Consider the following 20003-nt stretch of genomic DNA (forward strand, 5'->3'; position numbering starts at 1 on the left):
CCGCCTCCGGGACGCCCTGCGGCGCTCAGCCACGCCGCCGCTCGAACGGGTCGTCTCCCTCGTCCCCGACCAGTTCCTCGGGCCCGAAGTACTCCTCGGCCTCCTTGCGCATCTGCTGGTGGTCCACCCGCGGCAGCTTCACGTGCCGCGCCACCAGCTCCTCCGCCGTGAGCCGCCGACGCCCGGACACCGGCCGCAGCTCGGCGACCTCGACCCCGTTCCTGGTGATGTGGAAGGTCTCGCCCGCCTCCACCGCGTCCATCACCGCGGCGGAGTTGTTCCGGAACTCCCGCTGGGTAATCGTCTTCACCCTTCCAAAGTAGCCCCGCGTAGCCCCCCTGGCTACACCCCGAACGGCCCCCGCCCGTTCCCCCGAAACCCACCCCCGCCCGCGCCCGATCGACTAGGTTCGACCACCGATCATTCGAACAGAGGGGGGCTTCTGTCGTGTCCGGAACCAGCGAGAAGGACCTGAATCCCTGGCTCTACGGCCAGGACGCGCCATCACCACAGGATCCGTTCAGCCCGCCCCGCACGGCCGGGCCCTGGACGGGCGCCGCGGGCCCGTCCGTCCTGGTCCAGCCGGCCGCACTCCAGCAGGCCGCCGGTGAATCGCGGCGGATCCGGGGTGAGCTGCAGTTCTCGGTCGGCCGCGTCGAACCCGACACCGCCGCGGCGGTCCAGGCTCTGGCCGGCGGATTCGCCACCGGACCCGCGCTGTCGCAGGCGCTCACCTGGTGGAAGGCCCGCTGGACCAGCCTCGACAACCGGCTCGGCCTGACCGCGGACCGCCTCGACGCCACCGCACGCGGCTACCGGGCGGCCGACGGCTCCGCCGCGGCCGGCTTCAAGGGGCCGTGAACCATGGTGACCTTCGCCCTGCTCCGCCACGCTTCCTTCACCTCCCTCGACCATGCGGGCGGCACCTGGAACGGCGTCTCCGGCCACCTGGAGCACCTCGCCGGCCGGCTGCGGTCCGGTGTGCTCCATCCCCTCTCGGGAGGCGGCGGCCCGTACGCGCCTCCGGCCGCCGGAAGCCGGCCCTGGACCGGCGCGGCCGCCGATGAGGCCGTACGGGAGATCGGCTTCCTGGCCGACGAACTGCACGCTTTCCACTACGAGGCGCTGGCCGTCGCCGCCGCGCTGCACCGTGCCCGGAAGGCCTTCACCGAGGCCCAGCAGAAGCTGCTGCGGGCGATCGGCGACGCCGAGGCCCTCGGAGCGACCGTGGCCGACGACGGCACGGTCACCCTGCCCGACCTGCCGCCCGAGGAGCGCAACGACCCCGAGGCGATCGCCTACCGGAAGCGGCAGTGGGACGAACTGCAGCACCACGTCCAGGACATGACCGCGGCACTGACGGCGGCCACCGAGGCCGACAACGCCGTGGCCGCGGCCCTGCGCGCGCTCAACCCGGAGGAGGTTGACCCGGCGACGCATCCGGACGGGGCCGCCAACGCCCTGAGCGATCTGGAGACGGCCATGGGCATGCCCACCGATCCCAAGGCTCGGAAGGCGTGGTGGGCCGCGCTCGACCCCGCGCTACGGGCCGGGCTGCTCTCGGCCGATGCGGACAACCTGATCAAGGCCGGGATCCTGGGACCGACGGAGTACGAGTGGAGGGCACCGAACGACGGCGCCGGGCCGTACCACGTCCGTGAGCCCGGCGCTGAGGACTACGCGATCCAGGCGGAGGCCTACGCACTGGTCGCGGGCGGCACCGTCTTCCAGAACGAGGACGCGGCGCGTCACATGCTGCACTACCTCGACAACACCGGGGAGCCCCTCACCGTGGACGTGGACCGCATGCTGCGCGACGATCCCGAGTTCCGCTCACACATCGACAAGCTCCTGACCGACAGGGAGGCGGAGTGGCGACAGACCGCGCTCGATGCCTACCAGAAGGCCGGTGGCTCGCCGGTCGCCATCCCCGTGGAAACGCAGCGCAATCGAGACAACGACTTCACGTTCGACGGAAGGCAACAGCCAGCCTGGTTCCACGCGATCGGCAGCCAGGGCTGCGTCGTCTCCGGCGTCGTCACGGTGAATCCCGGTCCCGACGGGAAGCCCGTGGTATCGACTCGCTACCAGGTCAACGTGTGGGACCGCTACAACTGGGACAAGGGCAAGTCGACCGACATCGCGGGGACGAACGTCACGGACGCCGACATGGCGAAGCTGCACCAGGCGGGCCTGGCCCAGGAATACGACATCAGCGGGCGAAGCACCCCGATGACCTGGGCCGGAAGCGGTGGTGCCCCCATGCAGCCGGCGGGTTCCGGTGAGCGGGGTGCCGACCGTGAAGGCACTGTCACCGACCCGGGAAGGGAGACCCGGTGAGACGGCGCCGGGTGCTGCTGGGGGTGTTGCTCCTGCCGCTGGTGCTGGTCGCCTGCGTGGTGGGAGCTCGGCTCTGGGTGCGGGACCTTGAGCGGAACCCTCCGCCGAACAGCGGGCGGCCCGGGTCGTGGATGACGGTCTCCCTGGAGCAGGTCACGGAGTTCTCACGGATTCGGCCACCCGCGTCGGCAAGTGAGGTGCGGTGGTCGTACCTGAGGGGGTTCCAGGACGATCTGGTGTTCCTCTCGTTCCGGCTGCCGCCGGGTGCGGAGCAAGGGTTCCTGGCGGAGCTGGGGATCGCGATGACGCCGGGCTCCACCACCGGCTTCGGCTCCTACACTCCGGAGGGGTTCCGTCAGGCCGGGGTGCCGGACCCGGCAGGCGCGGGCCCGCTGCTGCACGGCTCCTTCATCGCCGAACCACTGCCGGGGCACAGCAAGCGCCTCGCGGAGTCCGTGTGGCTGGCGACGGAGGCGGACGGGGGCACGCGGGTGTGGGCGGAGGCGGCGGACGCGCCGTAGGGGATTTCCCCGATGGAGCGGGAACCCGGTGCGCCGTAGGATCGTCCTGCTGGTACGTCAGGAAGCCGATGGGACACCGGGAGGGGGAGCGCGCCGTGGCCGTCGTCGCGATGCTGCTGGGCCTGCTCCGGGTGCTGACCGGGGAGTTGGTGGCCGACAGCGGAATGCTGGCGTCGGTGGCCGCCGTCGCGGCCGTGGCGCTGGTGGCCGGGGCGGTCGCCGGGGCGCTGGCCGGGGCGCGGCTGCTGGGGGCGCGGGCGCCGGCGGCGGTGCGCAGCGGGGTGCTGCGGCGTCGGGCGTTCGGTACGGCGTTCCTTCCGCAGCGTGATCCGGATGCCCGGGGCAGGCGACGCCCGAGGGCGCCGGGGGCGGCCCTGGCGGCCGCGTGAACCCCCTCCTTCCGTAGGCAGTTCTTCGCAGCCGTCCTCCGCCGTTCACTCATTCCTGAGACCCCGGAGGGCTCGCTCCACCATGTCCGTACTCGCCGTTCTCGACCCGGCCGTCGCCCTGGCGCACGCCGTCGTCGCCACTGTCGCCCACCTGGTGCCGACCGCGCTCGCCATCGTCCTGTTCACCGTCGCCGTCCGGCTGGCGCTGCACCCGCTGGCGCGGGCGGCGGCGCGCGGGGAGAAGGCCCGGGCGCGGCTGGCGCCGAAGGTCGCCGCGCTGCAGAGGAAGCACAAGGACCGGCCGGAGCGGCTGCGGGAGGCGCTGGCCGAGATGTACCGCAAGGAGCAGGTGTCGCCGTTCGCGGGGTGTCTGCCGCTGCTGGTGCAGGTGCCGTTCTTCTCGGTGATGTACCGCCTGTTCACCACGCCGAACGATCTGCTGGACCACACCCTGTTCGGTGTGCCGCTGGGCCTGCATGTCACGGGTGCGCACGGCGTCGGGCAGTGGGCGGTGTTCGGGGTGCTGTTCGCCGGGCTGGCGGCGGTCGGGTTCGTCAACTTCCGCCGGGCCCGACGCACGGCCGCGGCCGCGACCGCAGCGGCGACGGCGACGGCGACGGCGCAGCCCGCCCCGCAGCCGGGGGCGGGACTGCTGCCGTACCTGTCGTTCGGGTCGGTGCTGTTCGCGGCGCTGGTGCCGGCGGCCGCCGTGCTGTACCTGCTGACGGCCGGTGTCTGGTCGGCCGCCGAGCGGGCCTGGCTGTACCGGGACGGCACGCCGGTGCCGGCGGCCGCGCTGCTGGCCTGACGGGTGATGGCCCGACGGCCCGGTCGTCAGAAGTGGCGCAGCAGCTCGGGGAAGGTCCCGAGCTGCAGCGTCGCCTCGTCCGGGCCGAGTTCCGCGTGCTCCAGCACCCAGGTGTGCTCGTGCGGGATGAAGACGGTGCGCAGGCCGGCCCGGCGGGCGGGGGCGATGTCGGACTTGGGCGAGTTGCCGATCATCCAGGTCCGGCCGGGGTCGAGGCCGAGGTCGGCGGTGAGCTGCCGGTAGGTGTCGACCGACTTCTCGGCGACGATGTGGATGCCGCGGAAGTGGTGGTCGATGGTGGACTCGTCCACCTTGCGCTGCTGTTCGCGCTGGTCGCCCTTGGTGAGCAGTAGCAGGTGGTGGCGGTCGGCGAGGGCGGCCAGGGTGTCGGCGACGCCGGGGATCAGTTCGACGTCGCGGCTGGTCAGCGGGGTGAGCAGGTCGTCGATCCGGGCCTGCTCGGCGGCCGTGGGGGTGCGGCTGTTGAGCTGCTCCAGGCAGTCGGCGAGGCTCTGCCGGAAGACGGTGGCGCCATAGCCGAGGGTGGCGGAGTTGGCGGCCTCGATCCGGTTCAGCAGGGCCCTGGTGCGCTCCTGCTCGGCCGGGGTGGTGGTGACCCAGTCCAGGAAGCCGTCGATGACCCGCTCGAAGAGGACGTTGTTCTCCCAGAGCGTGTCGTCGGCGTCGAAGATCAGGGTCTGGTCGGTGTGCATCATCCGGTGGTCTCCAGGGGAAGTCGGTCGGGCGGCAGGGAACGGCAGCACGGAACGGCAGCACGGAACGGCGGCGGGAAAGGACGGCAGGGAAGGGCTGCGGGAAAGGGCGCGGTGGAGGCCGGTCAGGCGGCGGGCGGCAGCAGGCGGGCGGCGCGGTGGAGGGTCTCGCGGAGGTTCTCCTCGGTGGTCCGCCGCCCGGCCTCCTCGACGGTGAGCCACTCCAGCGGGGACGCCGGGTTCTCCGGCCGGGCCTGCTCCGGGGTGTCGGTGGCCAGCAGGAAGCGCAGGTCGGCGTGCTCGTGCGCGGGTTCGGCGGGCGAGGCGGGGACGGGCACCACGGCGAGGTGGACGAGGGCGGGGCCGGGCCAGGGGGTGAGGTCGGTCAGGCCGGTCTCCTCCAGGCCTTCGCGCAGGGCGATGTCCAGCGGCCGGGTCTCCCCCGGGTCGCCGTGGCCGCCGACGTGCAGCCAGGCCTGCTGGCGGACGTGCCAGCGCAGCAGGACACGGCGGGTCGGCGGGTGGACGATCAGGGCGGAGGCGGTGAAGTGCAGCGGGAAGGTGCTTCTGTTCCAGGCGTCGGCGACGCCGAGGAGGCGGCGGGCCCGCTCGTGGTCGGCGGTCTCCACCGGGCCCTGCGGGCGGTGGTCGTCCAGCAGTCGGGCCAGGTCGGGGCTCTGTGACGGGCTGCCCGTGGTCACCATGGGTCTGCGCTCCTCGTTCCGTTCCGGGAGACCGTGCGGGCCGCGCGGACCGCGTCAACCGGCGTGCGGGAGCGGGAGGTCGGGGCGGGCGTTCGGCCCCGGGGCTTCGGGTTCCGGCGAACCCGCGCAGCCTAGCCCGGGGGCGCTCGGGCGGCCCACCGGTTTTCCCCGCGGGCCGCACGCGGCCACCGACGCCCGCACGCGCCCAGCGCCGCCCGCGCGGGCCCGTACCCGCGCGGGCCGCACCCGGCCCGCGGACGTCCGCGGCAGACGTTCCCCCGGAGGACACCTCCCGTACCGCCGGCGGCATACCGGCTGGTCCGGGCGTTTCCCCGGAGGCCGTAGCCTGTGGTGATCGTTTCGGGACAGGTGGAGGGATGTCGTCATGGTGGCTGCTCCGGCGCTCGCCGAGCTGCGCGAGGTGTGCCAGCCGCAGGCCAAGCTTCAGAGCCGCAACGGCGAGCACTGGGCGGGCCGGCTGTACATGCGGGCCGTCTCGCTGCGGACCACCCGGCAGCTGGTGCGCACCTCGGTGTCGCCGAACACCCTCACCTGGGTGATGGTGGTGTGCGGGGTCGGCGGCGGCGCGGCCCTGCTGATCCCGGGCGTGACCGGTGCGGCGCTGGCCGTCGTGCTGTTCCAGCTGTTCCTGCTGTTCGACTGCGTGGACGGCGAAGTGGCGCGCTGGAAGCGCCAGTTCAGCATGGCCGGGGTGTACGTGGACCGGCTCGGCGCCTACCTGGCGGACGCCGCGCTGATGATCGGCGCGGGCGTACGGGCGGCGCGCGGCGGCTCGGAGCTGTGGGTGTCGGCGGGGCTGGCGGCCGCGCTGGGCGTGGTGCTGCTCAAGGCCTCGACGGACCTGGTGGACGTGGCCCGGGCCCGGAGCGGGCAGCTTCCGGCCACCGAGGAGTCGACGCAGCCGCGCTCCCAGGGCATCGCGACGGCCCGCAAGGTCGCCTCGCTGTTCAAGATCCACCGGGTGACGAACGGCATCGAGGCCTCGCTGGTGCTGCTGGCGGCGGCCGTGGTGGACGCCGGGCTCGGCAACCTTGACGCCACCCGGTGGACGCTCGCGGGCATCACGGTGATCACCTGGGGCATGGTGGTCGCGCACCTGGCGTCGATCCTGTCCTCCTCGCGGCTGCGCTGAGCGGCCGGGGCGCATCCACGGCGGGTTGACGCGCCCCTCCCCCGCCCGGGGGAGGGACCGGCGCCGAGACCGTCGCCGGGCGGACGCGGCGGGCCTGCGCCGGGCGGGAGGGTGAGGGCATGACGACGCCCCCGCCCGCCGCGGCCACCGCCCCCGCCGCCACCGCTGCGGCCATCGCCGCTACCACCGCCCCCGCCACTGCCGCCATCGCCGCCGTTCCCGCCCCGCCCCGCTGGGCCGTGCGCGCCGCCCACCTCGCCGCCGTCACCGCGCTGCCGGCCGGGCTGTGGCGGCTCGGGCTGGTGGCGGGCTGGCACGGCGGGTACACCGGGGCGGGCTACCGGGCGATGGGCTTCGCCGGGTGGGGCGCGGTGTGGCCGGTCTTCCTGAGCGTGATCACCGAGGCGCTCGCCCTGCTCACGATCGGGCTGGTCCGCCCGTGGGGCACGGTGCCGCCGCGCTGGGTCCCGTTCCTCGGCGGCCGCCCGGTCGACCCGCGCGCGGTGGTCGTCGCGGCCTCGGCCGGCGCCGCCGGCCTGGCCGTGCTGTGGACGCCGTTCGCCGCGTGGTGGGCCGTCCCGGGGACGGACATGACTCCGCGCGGCCATTTCCTGGTCGGCTTCCTCTATCTGCCGACCGTCGCCTGGGCACCGCTGCTGGCGGCCGTCACCGTGTCGTACCACCGCCGCCACCGCCGCCACCCCTGACATCACGGGCACCACGGGCACTACGGGCACCACGGGCACCACCCGCTTCTTCGGAACCAGTCGGACTACATATGCAGTCCATCGACATATACAGTCGTCCGACAGTCCGACAGAAGGGGGCACTCCATGCCACCCCGCACGACGACCCGGCCGCACCCTCCCCGGCCCGCCCAGGACCGGCCCGCCCCGGCCCTGCTCGCCACCGCCCGCGCCGCCGCCGTCCGGACGGCCGCCACCCGGCCCGCCGCCGTGCTGCTCGCCGGCTACCTCGCCGAGCTGCTGTTCCGGCTCGTCCTCGTCCGGTCCATGAGCTTCCCGTCGGTCCACCCCGACGAGGACTCCTATCTCGCCCTGGCCCGGGTGCTGGCCGGCGGCTCGGCGACCGAGATCCCGGTCGGCGTGGTCGTCCCCGGCGGCTACCCCCTGCTGATTTCCCCCGCCCTGCGCCTGGCCGACGACCCGGCGACCGCCTACCACCTGGTCATGGGCGTCAACGCCGCCGTCAACGCGCTGGTCCTCCCGCTCGCCTACGTCGCACTGCGCCGCCTCGGCCTGAACCGCCGCCGCTCGTACGCCTTCGGCGCCGCGACCGCGCTGCTGCCGCCGGTGGTCTTCTACTCGCAGTTCGTGATGACCGACGCCGTGCTGCCCGTCCTGGTGCTCGCCTGGCTGCTCTGCCTGCACGGCTGGCTGGCAGACGGCCCGCTGCGGCGCCGCACCTGGCACGCCGTCGGGGCGGGGGCGTCGGCCGGTTACGCGATGGCGGTGCACGACCGCGGCGGCGTGGTGGTCGCACTGACCGCCGCCGTCCTCCTCGGCGTGCTGCTGCTGCGCCGGGCGCCGTGGCGCGCCACGGCGGCCGGGCTCGCGGCACTCGGCCTCGGCGTGCTCGGCGCCGAGTTGCTGTCGGCCTGGCTGCACGCGCAGTTCACCGTCCCGGACAGCGATGTCGGCGGCTCCCTCTGGAAGGGCCTGACCGATCCGGCGATAGCCCTGCAGACCCTCGCCCGGGCCGCCGGCCAGGTCTGGTACTTCATCGCCTCCACCTGGGGGATCGGCGGGCTCGCCGTCGTCGCCTGCCTGGGCGCGGTGTTCGACCGCCGCCCGCCGCGGGCGCTGCGGATCACCGGCGGCGTGCTGGTGGCGCTGCTGTTCGGCACGGCCCTGGCCGCCTCCGCCGCGCTGCCGCTGGACGGCCGGGTCGACGACTGGGTGTACGCCCGCTACACCTCCTGCCTCGTCCCGTCGGCCTTCGTGGCGGGCGTCGCGGTGCTCGCCGGGTACGGGCGCCGGGCACTGGTCCGGACGGCGGCGGTGGCGGCCGGGCTCGTCCCGCTGCTCGCCGGGGTCGTGGCGCTGGAGGCCGGCGAGCGGCTGCACACGTCGATGTTCATCCCCTGGACCCTGCCCGACGTCTCGTTCCTGGCCGCGGACTGGGGCCGGATCGACCTGCCCCGCACCTGCGCCGCCGTGGTGTTCGCGCTCGGCACGGTGGTGCTGGTCCGCAACAGCGGGGGGCGCCGGGTGCTCGGGGCGCTCGGCGTCTCGCTGGCGCTGTTCGCCGCCTTCGCGACCTCGACCATCACCGCGCAGGTCGCCCGGCCGCACGCGGTGGGGCGCGAGGGCCTGGCGACCGGCTTCACCCGCGCCTCCGGGATCACCGCGGACGACAACGTGGTGTTCGCCTGGGACGTCGACTGGGCGTTGCGCGCCACCCAGACCTTCGAGGTCTACCGCGGTCGGGTCTGGTTCCGCGACCCCCGCTGGCAGCCCGTCCCGGCGGAGGCGAACGTCATGGTCCTCCCGCTGCCCGAGGCGGGGAGGCCGCCGGAGGCCTACTGGCCCGGGCACCCCGCCGACTGGTACGTCGAGCGGTTCGACGCCGGGCAGAACTGGGCCGTCTGGCACCGGCGTTGAGCGGGCGCCGGACGCTCGGGACCGGGACCGGGCAGGCACCGAACGCCCGACGCCGGGCAGGCACCGAACGCCCGACGCCGGGCAGGCGCCGAGCGCGCCCCGGCCGCTAGGGCGCCGTACGGGCGTGCGCGGCGAGCACGGTGTCGAGCAGGCCGGGGAAGCGCCGCTCCAGGTCGACGGTGCGCAGGGCGGAGAAGCGCCGGTTGGCCTCCTCGCGCTGGGCGATCAGGCCGGACTCGCGCAGCACCTTGAAGTGGTGGCTCAGGGTGGAGGGCGCGACGTCCACCGGGAAGGTGCCGCAGGCCCGCTCGGGCTCGGTGCGCAGGATGCGGACGATGGTCATCCGGGTGGGGTCGGAGAGCGCGTGCAGGACGTCGAAGAGGTCGATCTCCTCGGTCGCGGGGTGCGCGAGCGCCGGTCGGCGGCGGGTGCTGCGGGGCATGGGTCGACCTCTCCGATCTGCGATGTTCGACATCCATGGAAACGGCGTGGTACCACTGACCCGCACCAATTTCGTCGTTCGTCGAACATCGTAGTCGAGGGGGACCGACATGCGCGCACTGGTGATGACCGCACCCGGTGGAGCCGAGAATTCGCGGATCCAGGAGATCGCGGCGCCGCACCCCGGACCGGGGCAGGTGGCGATCGACGTCGCCTACGCCGGACTGAACTTCGTGGACGTGATGACCCGCCGCGGGGACGCCGCGTACGCCGCCGACTGGCCGTACCTGCCCGGCAAGGAGGTCTCCGGCACGGTCCGCGCGCTCGGCGCGGGCGTCACCGGACCGGCGGTGGGCGACCGCGTGGTCGCCGCGCCGGTCGGCGCCGGCCTGGCCGAGGTGGTGGTCGCGGAGGCCGCGCTCACCGTGCCACTCCCGGACGCGGTGGCGCTGCGCGAGGCCGCCGCCGTCCCGCTGGGCCTGGCCACCTCGGTGCTGCTGCTGACCGACGCGGGCCGTTTCACCGCCGGGGACACCGTCCTCGTCCACTCGGCGGGCGGCGGGATCGGCAACGCCGTCGCCCGGCTCGTCCCGCTGCTCGGCGGCGGTCGGCTGATCGGCACGGTCGGCCGGCCGGAGAAGGCCGCTGCGGCGATCGCCTCCGGCTACGACCACGCCTTCGCCCGTTCCGACGAAGCGGCCGAGGCGATTCGCGCCGCCACCGGCGGCCGGGGCGTCGACCTGGTGCTCGACCCGCTGGGCACCGCGGCACTCGACCTCGACCTCGCCGTGGCCGCGCCCGGCGCGCGGATCGTGCTGTTCGGCAACGCGGGCGGCGGCACCGTCGCCGACCTGCCCCCGCTCGGCCGCCTGATGGCGGGCAACCTGACCGTCACCGGCTTCAGCCACCGCGGCCTGGCCGCCACCGCCCCCGAGCGGCTGGCCCGCGCCATCCGCCGGGTCCTCGACCTGCTCGCCGACGGGGGCCTCGCACTGCCGGTCACCGAACTGCCCGGCCTCGACGCCGTCCCGGCCGCCCACGACGCCATGCAGGACGGGCTGGCGACCGGCAAGTACGTAGTGCGCGTCGGCGGCTGAGCCCGGCCGCCCGGAGAATCCGCATGACGCTCCGTGCCCGGTCTGTTTGACTCACCGCCATGAGCACCTCGCACGTCCTTCCGGTCCTGCGCACCACCAACCGGTGGGTCGCCCACGACGCCGCCCAACGGCTGCTGGGCATCACCGTGCACCGGCGCTCGACGGAGGCGAACGCGTACGCGGACGAGCTCACGGCGGCGGAGGCCCGGCGGCTGTTCGAGGCCTTTCCCGACCACGTGCACCCGGGCGGCCAGGAGCGGAACGTCGGGACCGACGAGCTCCGACGGCTGTTGGCGGCGGGCGATCCCCGGGTGGATGCACTGGCCCCGTTCGCGTTCCATCTGGACGAGCGGCCCGCCGGGTCGATCGAGGACAGGTTCCTCGCCCTCCTCGGCTCCTCGCCCGCTTCACTGTCCTGGGGCGGCTTCGCCTGGCCGGCCGCCCCCGAACTCGGCCTGGACGTCCGCGCCAAGGACGCCGGTGTCCAGATCGCCCTCAGCAGCGACAACGTCGACTTCGACCGGCCCGCGGACGACCACACCCTGTTCATCCACTTCCGCCAGGGCGACGTCGAGCGCGCCGAGTGGCTGGCCCGGCAGGTCGGGCTGGCACCCGTCGGGCCGGTGGAGCACGGCTGGTAGTCCCCGGGCACAGCCCCCCGCCCGGTCGGCGTTGGGCCGGGCATGACCGAGATTCTGGTGATCGGCGCAACCGGCAGTGCGGGCAGGCGCGTTGTGGCCGCGCTGGTCGAAGGCGGCCACGCGGTACGGGCGTTGGTGCGCGATGCCGCGAAGACCGTACTGCCCGCGGAGCCCGAGGGCCTGGGGCCCGCGCCGGCCGGCCGGGTGGAGGCGGTGTACCTGATGTGGCCCGGGCTGCCCGTGCGGCCCCGGGTGGTGGAGCTGATCGCCCGGCGCCCCCGGCGGGTCGTCCACCTGTCGGCGGACGTGGCGGACCTCGCCGACGACGAGCCGGCCGTGGTCTTCCACCAGGAGATCGAGCGGCTGATCCGGCACTCGGGCCTGGACCGGACCTTCGTCCGGGCGATCGACTTCGCGGACGCCCGGCTGCGCGCCTGGGCGTCGTTCACGCGGGAGCGGGAGCGGGAGCGGGAGCGGGAGCGGGTGACCGGCACCGTGCGGGAGGTGCTCGGGCGTCCGCCGCGCGACGTCCGCGACCGGGTGCGGGATCGCGCGGCGGACTTCCGGCAGCCCGGCGGCCGCGTGCCGGGCCGTCGGGCTGTCGGGCTGTCGGGCTGTCGGGCTGTCGGGCTGTCGGGCTGTCGGGCCGCACCGTGGACGTCAGTAGCGGACGGCCTTGACCACCACGGGCGTCAACGGCTGGTCGGCCGGCTGCCGGCTGAAGGCGACGGGCTGGGCCTTGCCGTTCGCCGGGACGTTCTCGGCGCCGACGATCGAGCTGTCCACGGCCTTGCCGCTGGAGTCGGTGAAGTCGACCTGGACCGCGTAGGAGGCCGCATTGGGCCCCGGGTTCTGGATCGTGACGACCACGGCGTGCAGGCCGCCGGTGCTCTGCCGGGGAAGGCCGGTGATGGTGACGTCGTTCAGCGCGTTGCCGCCGTCCGTCACCCCGCTGAGCACCGAGGCGGCCTTCTCCCGGGTCGCGGCCTGCTGCGCCGAAACGGACGCCTGGAAGGAGGACGCCGCCGCGGAGAGGGAGGCGGCGGCTTCGGAGGCGGCCGCCGACGCCGAGACCGCCGCGGCCGACGCCGAGGCCAGCAGCGACTGCGCGGCGGAGGCGATGGCGGAGGGCGGCTCGCCGGAGAAGGCGCTGGCGTTGGGCAGGGTGGCGGACGGCGAGCCGGCCGACGTGCCCGACGAGCTGCTGCTGCAGGCCACCAGCACGACGGCGCCGGACGCCGCCGCGATCAGCGCGATCGTGCGCTGCGGGGTCCAGCTGCGGCCAGGTCGCCGGTCGCCGCCCTGGGAACGGCCGAGCGGCGGACGCCCCGGCAGCGGACGGTGGCCGGGGCCGTGGCTGGGGGGACTGTGGAGTTCACGCACCGAGGATCCCTCTCCTGGTCGGTGTTCGGCGGCCGAGGGGCCCGTACGTCCCCATGCTTGGCAACATCGCGCTCCACAGCGACAGCTCCTGACCCGTCCGAGTGGGCGGGGCCGCGCACGGGCGGTGCGTCGCGGCCCCGGACGGGTCGGGCGCGGCGGCCCCGGACAGGTCGGGCGCGGCGGCCCCGGACAGGTCGGGCCCAGACGCGAGCCGGACGGGAGCCGGACCGGGCCCGAGGGAGGCCTCAGGCTCCGATGGTCAGCACCGCCTTGCCGTGCAGCCGCCGGCCGAGCAGGGCGTCGACCGCCTCGGCCGCGTCGTCCCAGTCGCCGCTCCAGGTGATACCGGGGTCCAGCTCGCCCGCCGCCACCCGGTGGGCGAGCCACCCGAGGTCGCGGCCGAGGCCGGTGCAGCCGAGCAGGTAGAAGGAGACCACCGCGCGGTCGTGCCTGTTCGCGTCGCCGAACAGGGTGCCGAACGCGAAGTCCTCGCCCCGGCCGGAGCTGTGGCCGGTGGCGACCAGGACGCCGCCGGGGCCCAGGGCCTCGTAGGCCTCGACCAGTCGGGGGCCGCCGACGACGTCGACCACGCCGTCGACCGGCCCGGCGGTCTCCTTCGGCGAGGCGACCACCTCGTGGGCGCCGAGGCGGCGCAGCACCTCGCCGTTGCGGTCCGGCGAGCCGGTGGACGCGACCACGTGCGCGCCCGCCGCCCGGGCGAGCTGGACGGCGTACCGGCCGACGCCCCCGGTGGCGCCGGTGACCAGGACGCTGCGGCCGAGCAGCGGGCCGATGCGGTGCAGCGCGCGCAGGGCGCTGAGGGCGGCGACCGGGATGGTGGCGAGGGCGGCGAGGTCGGCACCGACGGGTGCGGCACCGATCAACCCGGTGTCCACCGCCCGGAGTTCGGCCCAGCCGCCGGCCGGCATCAGGGTGACCACCGGGGTCCCCTCGGCGGGGCCGGAGCCGTCGGCGGCGGCGCGTTCGACGATGCCGGCGGCGTCCCAGCCGAGGACGGTGCCGTCGGGGGCCGTGTCGAGGCCGAAGGCGACCTCGCCGTAGTTGAGCGAGGTCGCGGTGACCCGGACCAGTGCCTGGTGGGGCGCCGGCTCGGGGTCCGGGGCCGTACCGAGGCGCAGGCCGCCGGGGGCCGAGCGGTCGACCAGGAGTGCACGCATGGAGGATCCTCCCCAAGATTCTGCCACTGAGTGGCATAAGCCTACAGGTGGCATTACAGCCCCGACTAGACTGACCGCGATGACTCCCGAGAAGGCCACCGCCACGGCACCGGAGCGGGGCGCCGAACAGGCCCCCGAAGCGCCGGGCGCCGCGCTCCCGCTGCGCGAGCGCAAGAAGCTGCGCACCCGTCAGGCGCTGATCGACACCGCCCTGGAGCTGTTCGGCGAGCACGGCTTCGACGGGGTGACGCTGGACCGGCTGTGCGAGGCCGTCGAGGTCTCCAAGCGGACCTTCTTCCGCGCGTTCTCCAGCAAGGAGGACGTCGCGATGGCGCCCACCCAGGACCTGTGGACGACGTTCCTGGAGGTGCTGGAGAGCCGGCCGTCGGACGACGGCCGGCTGCTGGCCCTCCTGGAGGGGACTCTCACCGAGGCGATCGACCGGATGCCGGCCGACGGCTGGGCCGAACGCGCCCTGGCGAGCCGCCGACTGGCCGCCCGGACGCCCTCGATGGACGCCCACGGGCTGGCCTTCTGCGAGCGGGCGACCCGGGAGGCGGTGTCGACGGTCACCCGCCGGTTCGCCCTCGACGGCCCCGAGGCGGGCGCCGCGCTGCGCGCCCGGCTGGCGACGGACATGCTGGTCGCCGCGTTCCACCAGGCGATGGACGGCTGGGTGGCGCAGCCGTCCGGGCACACCCGCGCCGACCTCGCGCGACGGCTCCGGACGGCCTGCGCCGAACTGCCGGGCGCGCTCGCGGCATCGGTCGAACCACGGCGGGCCTGAGCCTCGGCACCGGCCGAACCGCGGCGGGCCCGAGCCGCGGCACCGGTCGAGCCGCGGCGGGCCCGAACACAGCCCGGCACCGCCGCACCGAGGGCCGCCGTCAGTCCGCGGCGGTGAGCCGGGCCAGCACGAGCCCGGCCACGATCAGCGCCAGCGCGGCCGCCCGGCCCGCACCGAGCGACTCGTGCCGCAGGACGGCCCCGAGCGTGATGGCGCCGACCGTGCCGATGCCGGTGAACATCGCGTAGGCGAGGCCGGCCGGGAGGTCGCGCATGGCCCGCGACAGCAGGTGGACGGACAGCGCGCCGAGCAGTACGCACAGCGCGGTGGGGCCGGGGCGGGTGAAGCCGTCGGTCGGCTTGATGCTCTGCGACCAGACGACCTCGACCAGGCCGGCGGCGAGCAGGAGGAGCCAGGACACGGCCGCCTCACCCCCGCCCGCCGGCACGCGCCCCGGCCGCCGCGCCCACCCCGGCCGCACCCACCCCGGCCGCCTCGCGGGCCAGCCGTCGGCCGGCCTCGGCGGCCTCGGTCAGGGCGGCGGCCAGCGACGCCTCGTGCTGCGGGAGCCGTTCGGCCAGTGCCGGGTCCACGGTCGCGTTCGCCAGTTCGGCGCCGATGACCAGGGTGTCCTCGACGGCGTAGTGCCCGTGGAAGAAGTCCACCAGGTAGCGCGTCTGGTGGTCGAAGGGCGCGCGCGGCATGCCCGGCCGGTAGGAGCCACCCTGGGCGGAGGCGACCACGAAGCGCCGCGGCCGCAGGTTCATCTTCGGGAAGGTGACCTGGTCGATCCAGAGCTTGAGCTGGGCCGGGACGCCGAAGTTGTACATCGGCGAGCCGATCAGGACGACGTCGGCGGCGAGCAGTTCGGCGAGCAGCGGTTCGAGGACCGCCCACGCGGCGCGCTCGGCGTCGGTGCGGACCGCCTCGGCGTAGCGGTCGGGCTCGACGATGCCCTCGCGGAGCAGGGTGTCGCAGATCGTCGTCCAGGCCTCGCCGATCGGCGGCACGGGCTCGGCCGCGAGGTCCCGGTAGGTGCAGGTGCCCTGCGGCGCTTCGGCGCGCCAGGCCTCGGCGAAGGCCGCGCCGATCCGGCGGGAGAACGAGCTGCGGCGGGCGCTGGCGTCGAGGTGGAGGAGCTGCGGCATGACGGTACCCCCGGAATTCCACAAGCGGACACGGCGTCCGCTTGTCTGGTGACGATGCTAGCCATCAAGTGGACAGGGCGTCCACTTGTTAGAATCGGCCCATGCCACCGACCGAACGCGCCGACGCCGCCCGCAACCGACTCAAGGTGCTCCGGGCGGCCGAGCAGTTGTTCACGACCCGCGACCCGGCCGCCGTGACCATGGAGGACATCGCCCGGGCAGCCGGCGTCGGCCGCGGCACGCTCTACCGCCGCTACCCGGACCGCGCCTCGATCGCGCGCGCCCTGCTGGACGCCCACGAGCACGAGATCCAGGAGCAACTCCTGCGCGGGGAAGTCCCGTTGGGCCCTGAGCCGGCGGCCGCCCCGGCCGAGCGGCTGAGCGCCTTCTACTCGGCGATGGTCCGCCTGCTGGAGCGCCACTCCCACCTGCTGCTCGGCGCCGAGACCGGCCCGGCCCGGCTGGCCACCGGCGCCTACGGCTTCTGGCGCGCGCACGTCCGGATGCTGGCCGCGGCGGCGCGGGCCGAGGACCCGGACGTCCTCGCCGACCAGTTGCTGGCACCGCTCGCCCCGGAGCTGTACCGCCACCACCGCGACCGGGGCGTGTCCACCGAACGCATCGAGGCGGGGCTCCACCTGCTCGCCCACCGCATGCTCGGCGACTGAGGCCCGGGCCTGCCGGACCCGCCGGGCCCGCCCGAGGGTGGACCTGCGGGGAGCGGGCCTACGCGGCCCGCAGGGAGTCGAGCCAGCGCAGCAGGCGGCCCCCTTCGCGCGTCATGACCTCCGGGTCGCGCAGCGCGTTGGCGAGCAGCGACATGCCCTGGTAGCCGGCGACCAGGGTGAGGGCCAGGCCGTCCGGGTCGGGCAGGCCCAGCTCGCGGAACTGGCCCGCGGCCCAGTCGAGCAGCCGCCGGATCACCGCGCCGGCCTCCGCGTCGAGGTCCCCGTCGGTGCGCTTGTCGAGTTCGACGGCCAGGGTGCCGGTCGGGCAGCCGTGCCGGGCGGCGAGGTCACGCTGTCCGACCCAGGCCTCGACCAGTGCCTTGAGGCGGTCCAGCGGGTCGGGCAACCGCTCCAGCCGCTCGGCGAGTTCGTCCAGGTGTGCACTGTGCGCGGAGAGCGCGGCGCGGACCAGCTCGTCCTTGGTCTTGAAGTAGTAGTAGACGTTCCCGACCGGGACGTCGGCCTCGCGCGCGATGTCGGCGAGGGTGGTCCGCTCGACGCCCTGTTCGTGCAGGACCTTGGCCGCGGCCGCGGTGAGCCGTCGGCGCTTCTGCGACGCCGCCGTGCGCCGGTTCACTGAGTCAGTCATCCGACTGACTATAGACAGCCGCCCCGGAAGGCGGCTACGGTCTTTCTCAGTCAGCCAACTAACTCACTGGCTCGACCGCACATCTCACTCCTGACATCTCACACCTGGGGGCGGAAATGATCACAGTGACGGGCGCGACCGGCAACATCGGCCGGACGCTGGTGGAGCTGCTGGCCGAGGCGGGCGAACAGGTGGTCGCCGTGTCCCGGGAGCCGCAGCCCGACCACCCGGCGGCCGGGGTCCGCTGGGCCCGGGGCGGCCTCGGCGACGCCGCCGGCCTGCGCCCGGCCCTCGAAGGGTCCCGCGCGCTGTTCGTCGTGCTGGGCGGCGAGCTCAACAGCCACGGCGAGAGCCCGGAAGCCCTGCTGAGGACGGTCGCGGACGCCGGGGTGGAGCGGATCGTCCTGGTCTCCTCGCAGGTCGGCGCCACCCGGCCGGACGCCCCCTCGCACGCCCGGCTGCGGGAGTTCGAGGCCGCCGTGCGCGCCTCCGGACGGGACTTCACCGTCCTGCGCCCCGGCGGCTTCGCCTCCAACGCCTTCGCCTGGGCCGCGACGGTCCGGGCGGAGCGGACGGTCTTCGCGCCGTTCGGCGGGGTGGCGCTGCCCGTGGTCGACCCCGCGGACATCGCGGCGGTCGCCGCCGCCGTGCTGCGCGAGGACGGCCACGGCGGCCGCACCTACGAGCTGACCGGACCGGAGGCGATCGGACCGCGCCGGCAGGCCGAGGTCATCGCCGAGGCCCTGGGCGAGGAGGTGGCCTTCGTGGAGCTGTCCCGGGAGCAGGCCCACGCCCACCTGGCACGGTTCATGCCGGAGCGAGTGATCGCCGGGACGCTGGACGTCCTCGGCCTCCCGCTCCCCGCCGAGCAGGCGGTCAGCCCCGACGTGGCGGCCGTGCTGCACCGCCCGGCCGCGCCCTTCCGGGCCTGGGTCGAGCGCAACCTGCCGGCCTTCCGGTAGCACCCGCGCGGCCGCCCCGGACGCGCGAGCACAACGCGCCCGGGGCGGGCCGCCGCGCAGGCGGGCCCCGCGCAGGCAGGCGGGTCCACCCGGGCGGGCCTCACGCGAGCAGGCCCACGCAGGCGGGCCCCACCCGGCGGGCCCCACCCGGCCGGGCCTCAGGCCGTGGCCGGCCTGGCCGCCTCGGCGTCCTCCGCCTCCGGGGCGGGAACGGCGCGCAGCCGGGGACCGGGCGGCGCGGGGATGAACGCGGCGACGGCGGCCGCGATCAGCGCGACGCCGCAGCCGATCACCAGGCCGACCCGGAAGCCGCCCTCCGAGGGCAGGGCGTGCCCGCCCAGGTCGACGGTCATCTGCGACAGCACCACACCCATCACGGCGGCGGACACCGAGGTGCCCAGCGAGCGCATCAGGGTGTTGAAGCTGTTCGCCGAGGCCGTCGCGGACAGCGGCACCGCGCTCATGATCAGCGCGGGCATCGCGCCGTAGGCAAGGCCGACGCCGCTGTTGCAGACGATCGTCACGATCAGCACGCCCCAGGTGGAGCCCATCAGCGGCAGCGCCAGCCCGTAGCCGACGGCGATCGTCAGCGCCCCGGCGGCCAGGGTGAACTTCGGTCCGCGCGCGGCGGACAGCTTGCCGCCGAACGGGGAGACGACCATCATCATCAGCCCGCCGGGCGCCATCCACAGGCCCATCGCCAGCATCGACTGCCCCAGCCCGTAGCCGGTGAGCTTCGGCAGCATGAGCAGCTGCGGCACGATCAGCGCCTGGGCGTACATGCCGAAGCCGACCAGGACGGAGGCGGCGTTGGTCAGCAGCACCCGCGGGCGCGCGGTGACCCGCAGGTCCACCAGCGGTTCGGGGACGCGCAGCTCCCAGCGGGCCCAGAGCATCAGGATCGCGGCGGAGGCGGTGAACAGGCCGAGGGTGCGGGTGCTGCCCCAGCCCCAGTCCCCGCCCTTGGAGACGGGCAGCAGCAGGCAGACCAGGCCGACGCTGAGGCCGATCGCACCGACGAAGTCGAAGCGGCCGCCGGCAGGGCGGCCGTCCGCGGCGGGGGTCGGGATGACGGTCCAGAGCATGCCGATGATGACGACGGTCAGCACGGCGGTGCCCCAGAAGAGCACGCGCCAGCTGGCGTAGTCGGCGACGCCGGCCGCGATCGGCAGGCCGAGGCCGCCGCCGATGCCCATGGAGGCGCTGACCAGGGCGATCGCCGAGCCGAGCCGATCGGGCGGCAGGACGTCGCGCAGCAGGCTGATGCCGATCGGCACCAGGCCCATGCCCATGCCCTGCAGCGCCCGGCCGGCGATCATCGGCACCACGGAGTCGGCCACCGCGCACAGGACCGAGCCGAGCAGCAGCGGGACGCAGGAGGCGATGAGCATCGTCCGCTTGCCGAGCAGGTCGCCGAGGCGGCCGCTGATCGGGACGAAGACGGCGGCGGAGAGCAGGGTCGCGGTGATGACCCAGGAGGCGTTGGACGCGCTGGTGTGCAGGAGTTGCGGGAGCTCGCTGATCAGTGGGGTGACCAGGGTCTGCATGATCGCGGCGACGGTGCCGGTGAAGGCGAGCACCGCCACGATCGGGCCGGTGCGGGGAGTGGGGGCGGGGCCGTTGATGACGGGCCTCCTCGGGCAGTCGAAGAGCAGGAGTGTGCAGAAAACACACAATGTGCATGGAACACAGAATGGTCAGCTTACACATGATGTGCGCCGTGCACATCATGTGGGCCGCGCATACCTCTGGCATACTGAAAGGTGATCCACGGAGAAACCGCAGGTCGAAGCGGTG

The 20003-nt window shown here is 74.7% G+C and carries 23 protein-coding genes and 1 pseudogene; 14 read left to right on the top strand and 10 right to left on the bottom strand.

Features of this window, described 5'->3' with window-relative positions:
* Window positions 1-25: 25 nt before the first annotated feature.
* Window positions 26-310 carry a type II toxin-antitoxin system Phd/YefM family antitoxin gene (locus ACGFSC_RS29280; RefSeq protein WP_359901889.1) on the bottom strand — a complete coding sequence of 95 codons (285 nt, stop codon included), beginning with the start codon at window positions 308-310 and terminating at the stop codon, window positions 26-28.
* 137 nt (window positions 311-447) lie between these two features.
* Here ACGFSC_RS29280 and ACGFSC_RS29285 point away from each other — a divergent pair, with 137 nt between their 5' ends.
* The 5 genes from ACGFSC_RS29285 to ACGFSC_RS29305 all read left to right on the top strand — a co-directional run bounded on the left by ACGFSC_RS29285 (window position 448) and on the right by ACGFSC_RS29305 (window position 4058).
* Complete coding sequence (locus ACGFSC_RS29285) at window positions 448-861, top strand: hypothetical protein (protein WP_359901892.1); 414 nt, start codon at window positions 448-450, stop codon at window positions 859-861.
* A gap of 3 nt (window positions 862-864) precedes the next feature.
* Complete coding sequence (locus tag ACGFSC_RS29290; RefSeq protein WP_359901895.1) at window positions 865-2340, top strand: hypothetical protein; 1476 nt, start codon at window positions 865-867, stop codon at window positions 2338-2340.
* 236 nt (window positions 2341-2576) lie between these two features.
* Window positions 2577-2861 (top strand): hypothetical protein, encoded by a 285-nt coding sequence (locus ACGFSC_RS29295; RefSeq protein WP_359901897.1) that lies wholly within the window; start codon window positions 2577-2579, stop codon window positions 2859-2861.
* A gap of 68 nt (window positions 2862-2929) precedes the next feature.
* Entirely contained in the window at window positions 2930-3250 is a 321-nt protein-coding gene (locus ACGFSC_RS29300) for a DUF6412 domain-containing protein (protein WP_359901899.1), read from the top strand.
* Between the two features lie 82 nt (window positions 3251-3332).
* Entirely contained in the window at window positions 3333-4058 is a 726-nt protein-coding gene (locus ACGFSC_RS29305) for a YidC/Oxa1 family membrane protein insertase (protein ID WP_359901902.1), read from the top strand.
* Between the two features lie 26 nt (window positions 4059-4084).
* Here ACGFSC_RS29305 and ACGFSC_RS29310 read toward each other — a convergent pair whose 3' ends face one another.
* Complete coding sequence (locus tag ACGFSC_RS29310) at window positions 4085-4774, bottom strand: HAD family hydrolase (RefSeq protein WP_359901905.1); 690 nt, start codon at window positions 4772-4774, stop codon at window positions 4085-4087.
* A gap of 122 nt (window positions 4775-4896) precedes the next feature.
* Window positions 4897-5475, bottom strand: a complete 579-nt coding sequence (locus ACGFSC_RS29315; protein ID WP_359901908.1) for an NUDIX domain-containing protein — start codon at window positions 5473-5475, stop codon at window positions 4897-4899.
* Between the two features lie 385 nt (window positions 5476-5860).
* Here ACGFSC_RS29315 and ACGFSC_RS29320 point away from each other — a divergent pair, with 385 nt between their 5' ends.
* The 3 genes from ACGFSC_RS29320 (at window position 5861) to ACGFSC_RS29330 (ending at window position 9252) form a co-directional block, all read left to right on the top strand.
* Window positions 5861-6628: a CDP-alcohol phosphatidyltransferase family protein gene (locus ACGFSC_RS29320; protein ID WP_359901911.1), complete on the top strand. Its 768-nt coding sequence runs from the start codon at window positions 5861-5863 to the stop codon at window positions 6626-6628.
* 119 nt (window positions 6629-6747) lie between these two features.
* On the top strand, window positions 6748-7335 hold the full coding sequence (locus tag ACGFSC_RS29325; protein WP_359901914.1) for a hypothetical protein: 588 nt from the start codon (window positions 6748-6750) through the stop codon (window positions 7333-7335).
* Window positions 7336-7461: 126 nt separating this feature from the next.
* Window positions 7462-9252, top strand: coding sequence for a hypothetical protein (locus ACGFSC_RS29330; protein WP_359901917.1), 1791 nt, complete (start codon window positions 7462-7464; stop codon window positions 9250-9252).
* Window positions 9253-9358: 106 nt separating this feature from the next.
* Here ACGFSC_RS29330 and ACGFSC_RS29335 read toward each other — a convergent pair whose 3' ends face one another.
* A complete protein-coding gene (locus tag ACGFSC_RS29335) occupies window positions 9359-9694 on the bottom strand; it encodes a helix-turn-helix domain-containing protein (protein ID WP_359901920.1) in 336 nt (111 codons plus the stop codon).
* Window positions 9695-9803: 109 nt separating this feature from the next.
* Between ACGFSC_RS29335 and ACGFSC_RS29340 the strand changes: the two genes are divergently transcribed.
* The 3 genes and pseudogenes from ACGFSC_RS29340 to ACGFSC_RS29350 form a co-directional block, all read left to right on the top strand.
* Window positions 9804-10790 (top strand): zinc-binding dehydrogenase, encoded by a 987-nt coding sequence (locus ACGFSC_RS29340; protein WP_359901923.1) that lies wholly within the window; start codon window positions 9804-9806, stop codon window positions 10788-10790.
* Between the two features lie 59 nt (window positions 10791-10849).
* Window positions 10850-11431, top strand: a complete 582-nt coding sequence (locus ACGFSC_RS29345; RefSeq protein WP_359901926.1) for a hypothetical protein — start codon at window positions 10850-10852, stop codon at window positions 11429-11431.
* A gap of 42 nt (window positions 11432-11473) precedes the next feature.
* Window positions 11474-11575: pseudogene (locus ACGFSC_RS29350) on the top strand (NmrA family NAD(P)-binding protein); the annotation flags it as partial.
* A 516-nt stretch (window positions 11576-12091) separates the two neighbouring features.
* On the opposite strand, the gene ACGFSC_RS29355 reads toward ACGFSC_RS29350, so the two are convergent.
* Both ACGFSC_RS29355 and ACGFSC_RS29360 read right to left on the bottom strand, forming a co-directional pair.
* Window positions 12092-12814: a hypothetical protein gene (locus tag ACGFSC_RS29355; RefSeq protein ID WP_359901929.1), complete on the bottom strand. Its 723-nt coding sequence runs from the start codon at window positions 12812-12814 to the stop codon at window positions 12092-12094.
* A 245-nt stretch (window positions 12815-13059) separates the two neighbouring features.
* A complete protein-coding gene (locus ACGFSC_RS29360) occupies window positions 13060-13992 on the bottom strand; it encodes a zinc-binding dehydrogenase (RefSeq protein ID WP_359901932.1) in 933 nt (310 codons plus the stop codon).
* 79 nt (window positions 13993-14071) lie between these two features.
* Here ACGFSC_RS29360 and ACGFSC_RS29365 point away from each other — a divergent pair, with 79 nt between their 5' ends.
* On the top strand, window positions 14072-14779 hold the full coding sequence (locus ACGFSC_RS29365; protein ID WP_359901934.1) for a helix-turn-helix domain-containing protein: 708 nt from the start codon (window positions 14072-14074) through the stop codon (window positions 14777-14779).
* 100 nt (window positions 14780-14879) lie between these two features.
* Here the strand turns inward: ACGFSC_RS29365 and ACGFSC_RS29370 are convergent, their stop codons facing one another.
* Window positions 14880-15200, bottom strand: a complete 321-nt coding sequence (locus ACGFSC_RS29370; RefSeq protein WP_359901936.1) for a multidrug efflux SMR transporter — start codon at window positions 15198-15200, stop codon at window positions 14880-14882.
* Window positions 15201-15207: 7 nt separating this feature from the next.
* A complete protein-coding gene (locus ACGFSC_RS29375) occupies window positions 15208-15927 on the bottom strand; it encodes an NAD(P)H-dependent oxidoreductase (RefSeq protein WP_359901939.1) in 720 nt (239 codons plus the stop codon).
* A gap of 101 nt (window positions 15928-16028) precedes the next feature.
* Here ACGFSC_RS29375 and ACGFSC_RS29380 point away from each other — a divergent pair, with 101 nt between their 5' ends.
* Window positions 16029-16595, top strand: coding sequence for a helix-turn-helix domain-containing protein (locus tag ACGFSC_RS29380; protein WP_359901942.1), 567 nt, complete (start codon window positions 16029-16031; stop codon window positions 16593-16595).
* Between the two features lie 58 nt (window positions 16596-16653).
* On the opposite strand, the gene ACGFSC_RS29385 is transcribed toward ACGFSC_RS29380, so the two are convergent.
* The gene (locus tag ACGFSC_RS29385) at window positions 16654-17244 is read right to left on the bottom strand and encodes a TetR/AcrR family transcriptional regulator (RefSeq protein WP_359901945.1); all 591 of its coding nucleotides are present in this window, start codon (window positions 17242-17244) and stop codon (window positions 16654-16656) included.
* A 116-nt stretch (window positions 17245-17360) separates the two neighbouring features.
* On the opposite strand from ACGFSC_RS29385, the gene ACGFSC_RS29390 reads away from it, so the two are divergent.
* Complete coding sequence (locus ACGFSC_RS29390) at window positions 17361-18206, top strand: NAD(P)H-binding protein (RefSeq protein ID WP_359901947.1); 846 nt, start codon at window positions 17361-17363, stop codon at window positions 18204-18206.
* A 158-nt stretch (window positions 18207-18364) separates the two neighbouring features.
* On the opposite strand, the gene ACGFSC_RS29395 is transcribed toward ACGFSC_RS29390, so the two are convergent.
* Complete coding sequence (locus ACGFSC_RS29395) at window positions 18365-19831, bottom strand: MFS transporter (protein ID WP_359901963.1); 1467 nt, start codon at window positions 19829-19831, stop codon at window positions 18365-18367.
* Window positions 19832-20003 lie beyond the last annotated feature (172 nt).

Origin of the sequence: Kitasatospora sp. NPDC048715, assembly GCF_043198905.1 — a bacterium.
In the GTDB taxonomy this organism is placed as follows: domain Bacteria; phylum Actinomycetota; class Actinomycetes; order Streptomycetales; family Streptomycetaceae; genus Kitasatospora; species Kitasatospora lactacystinica.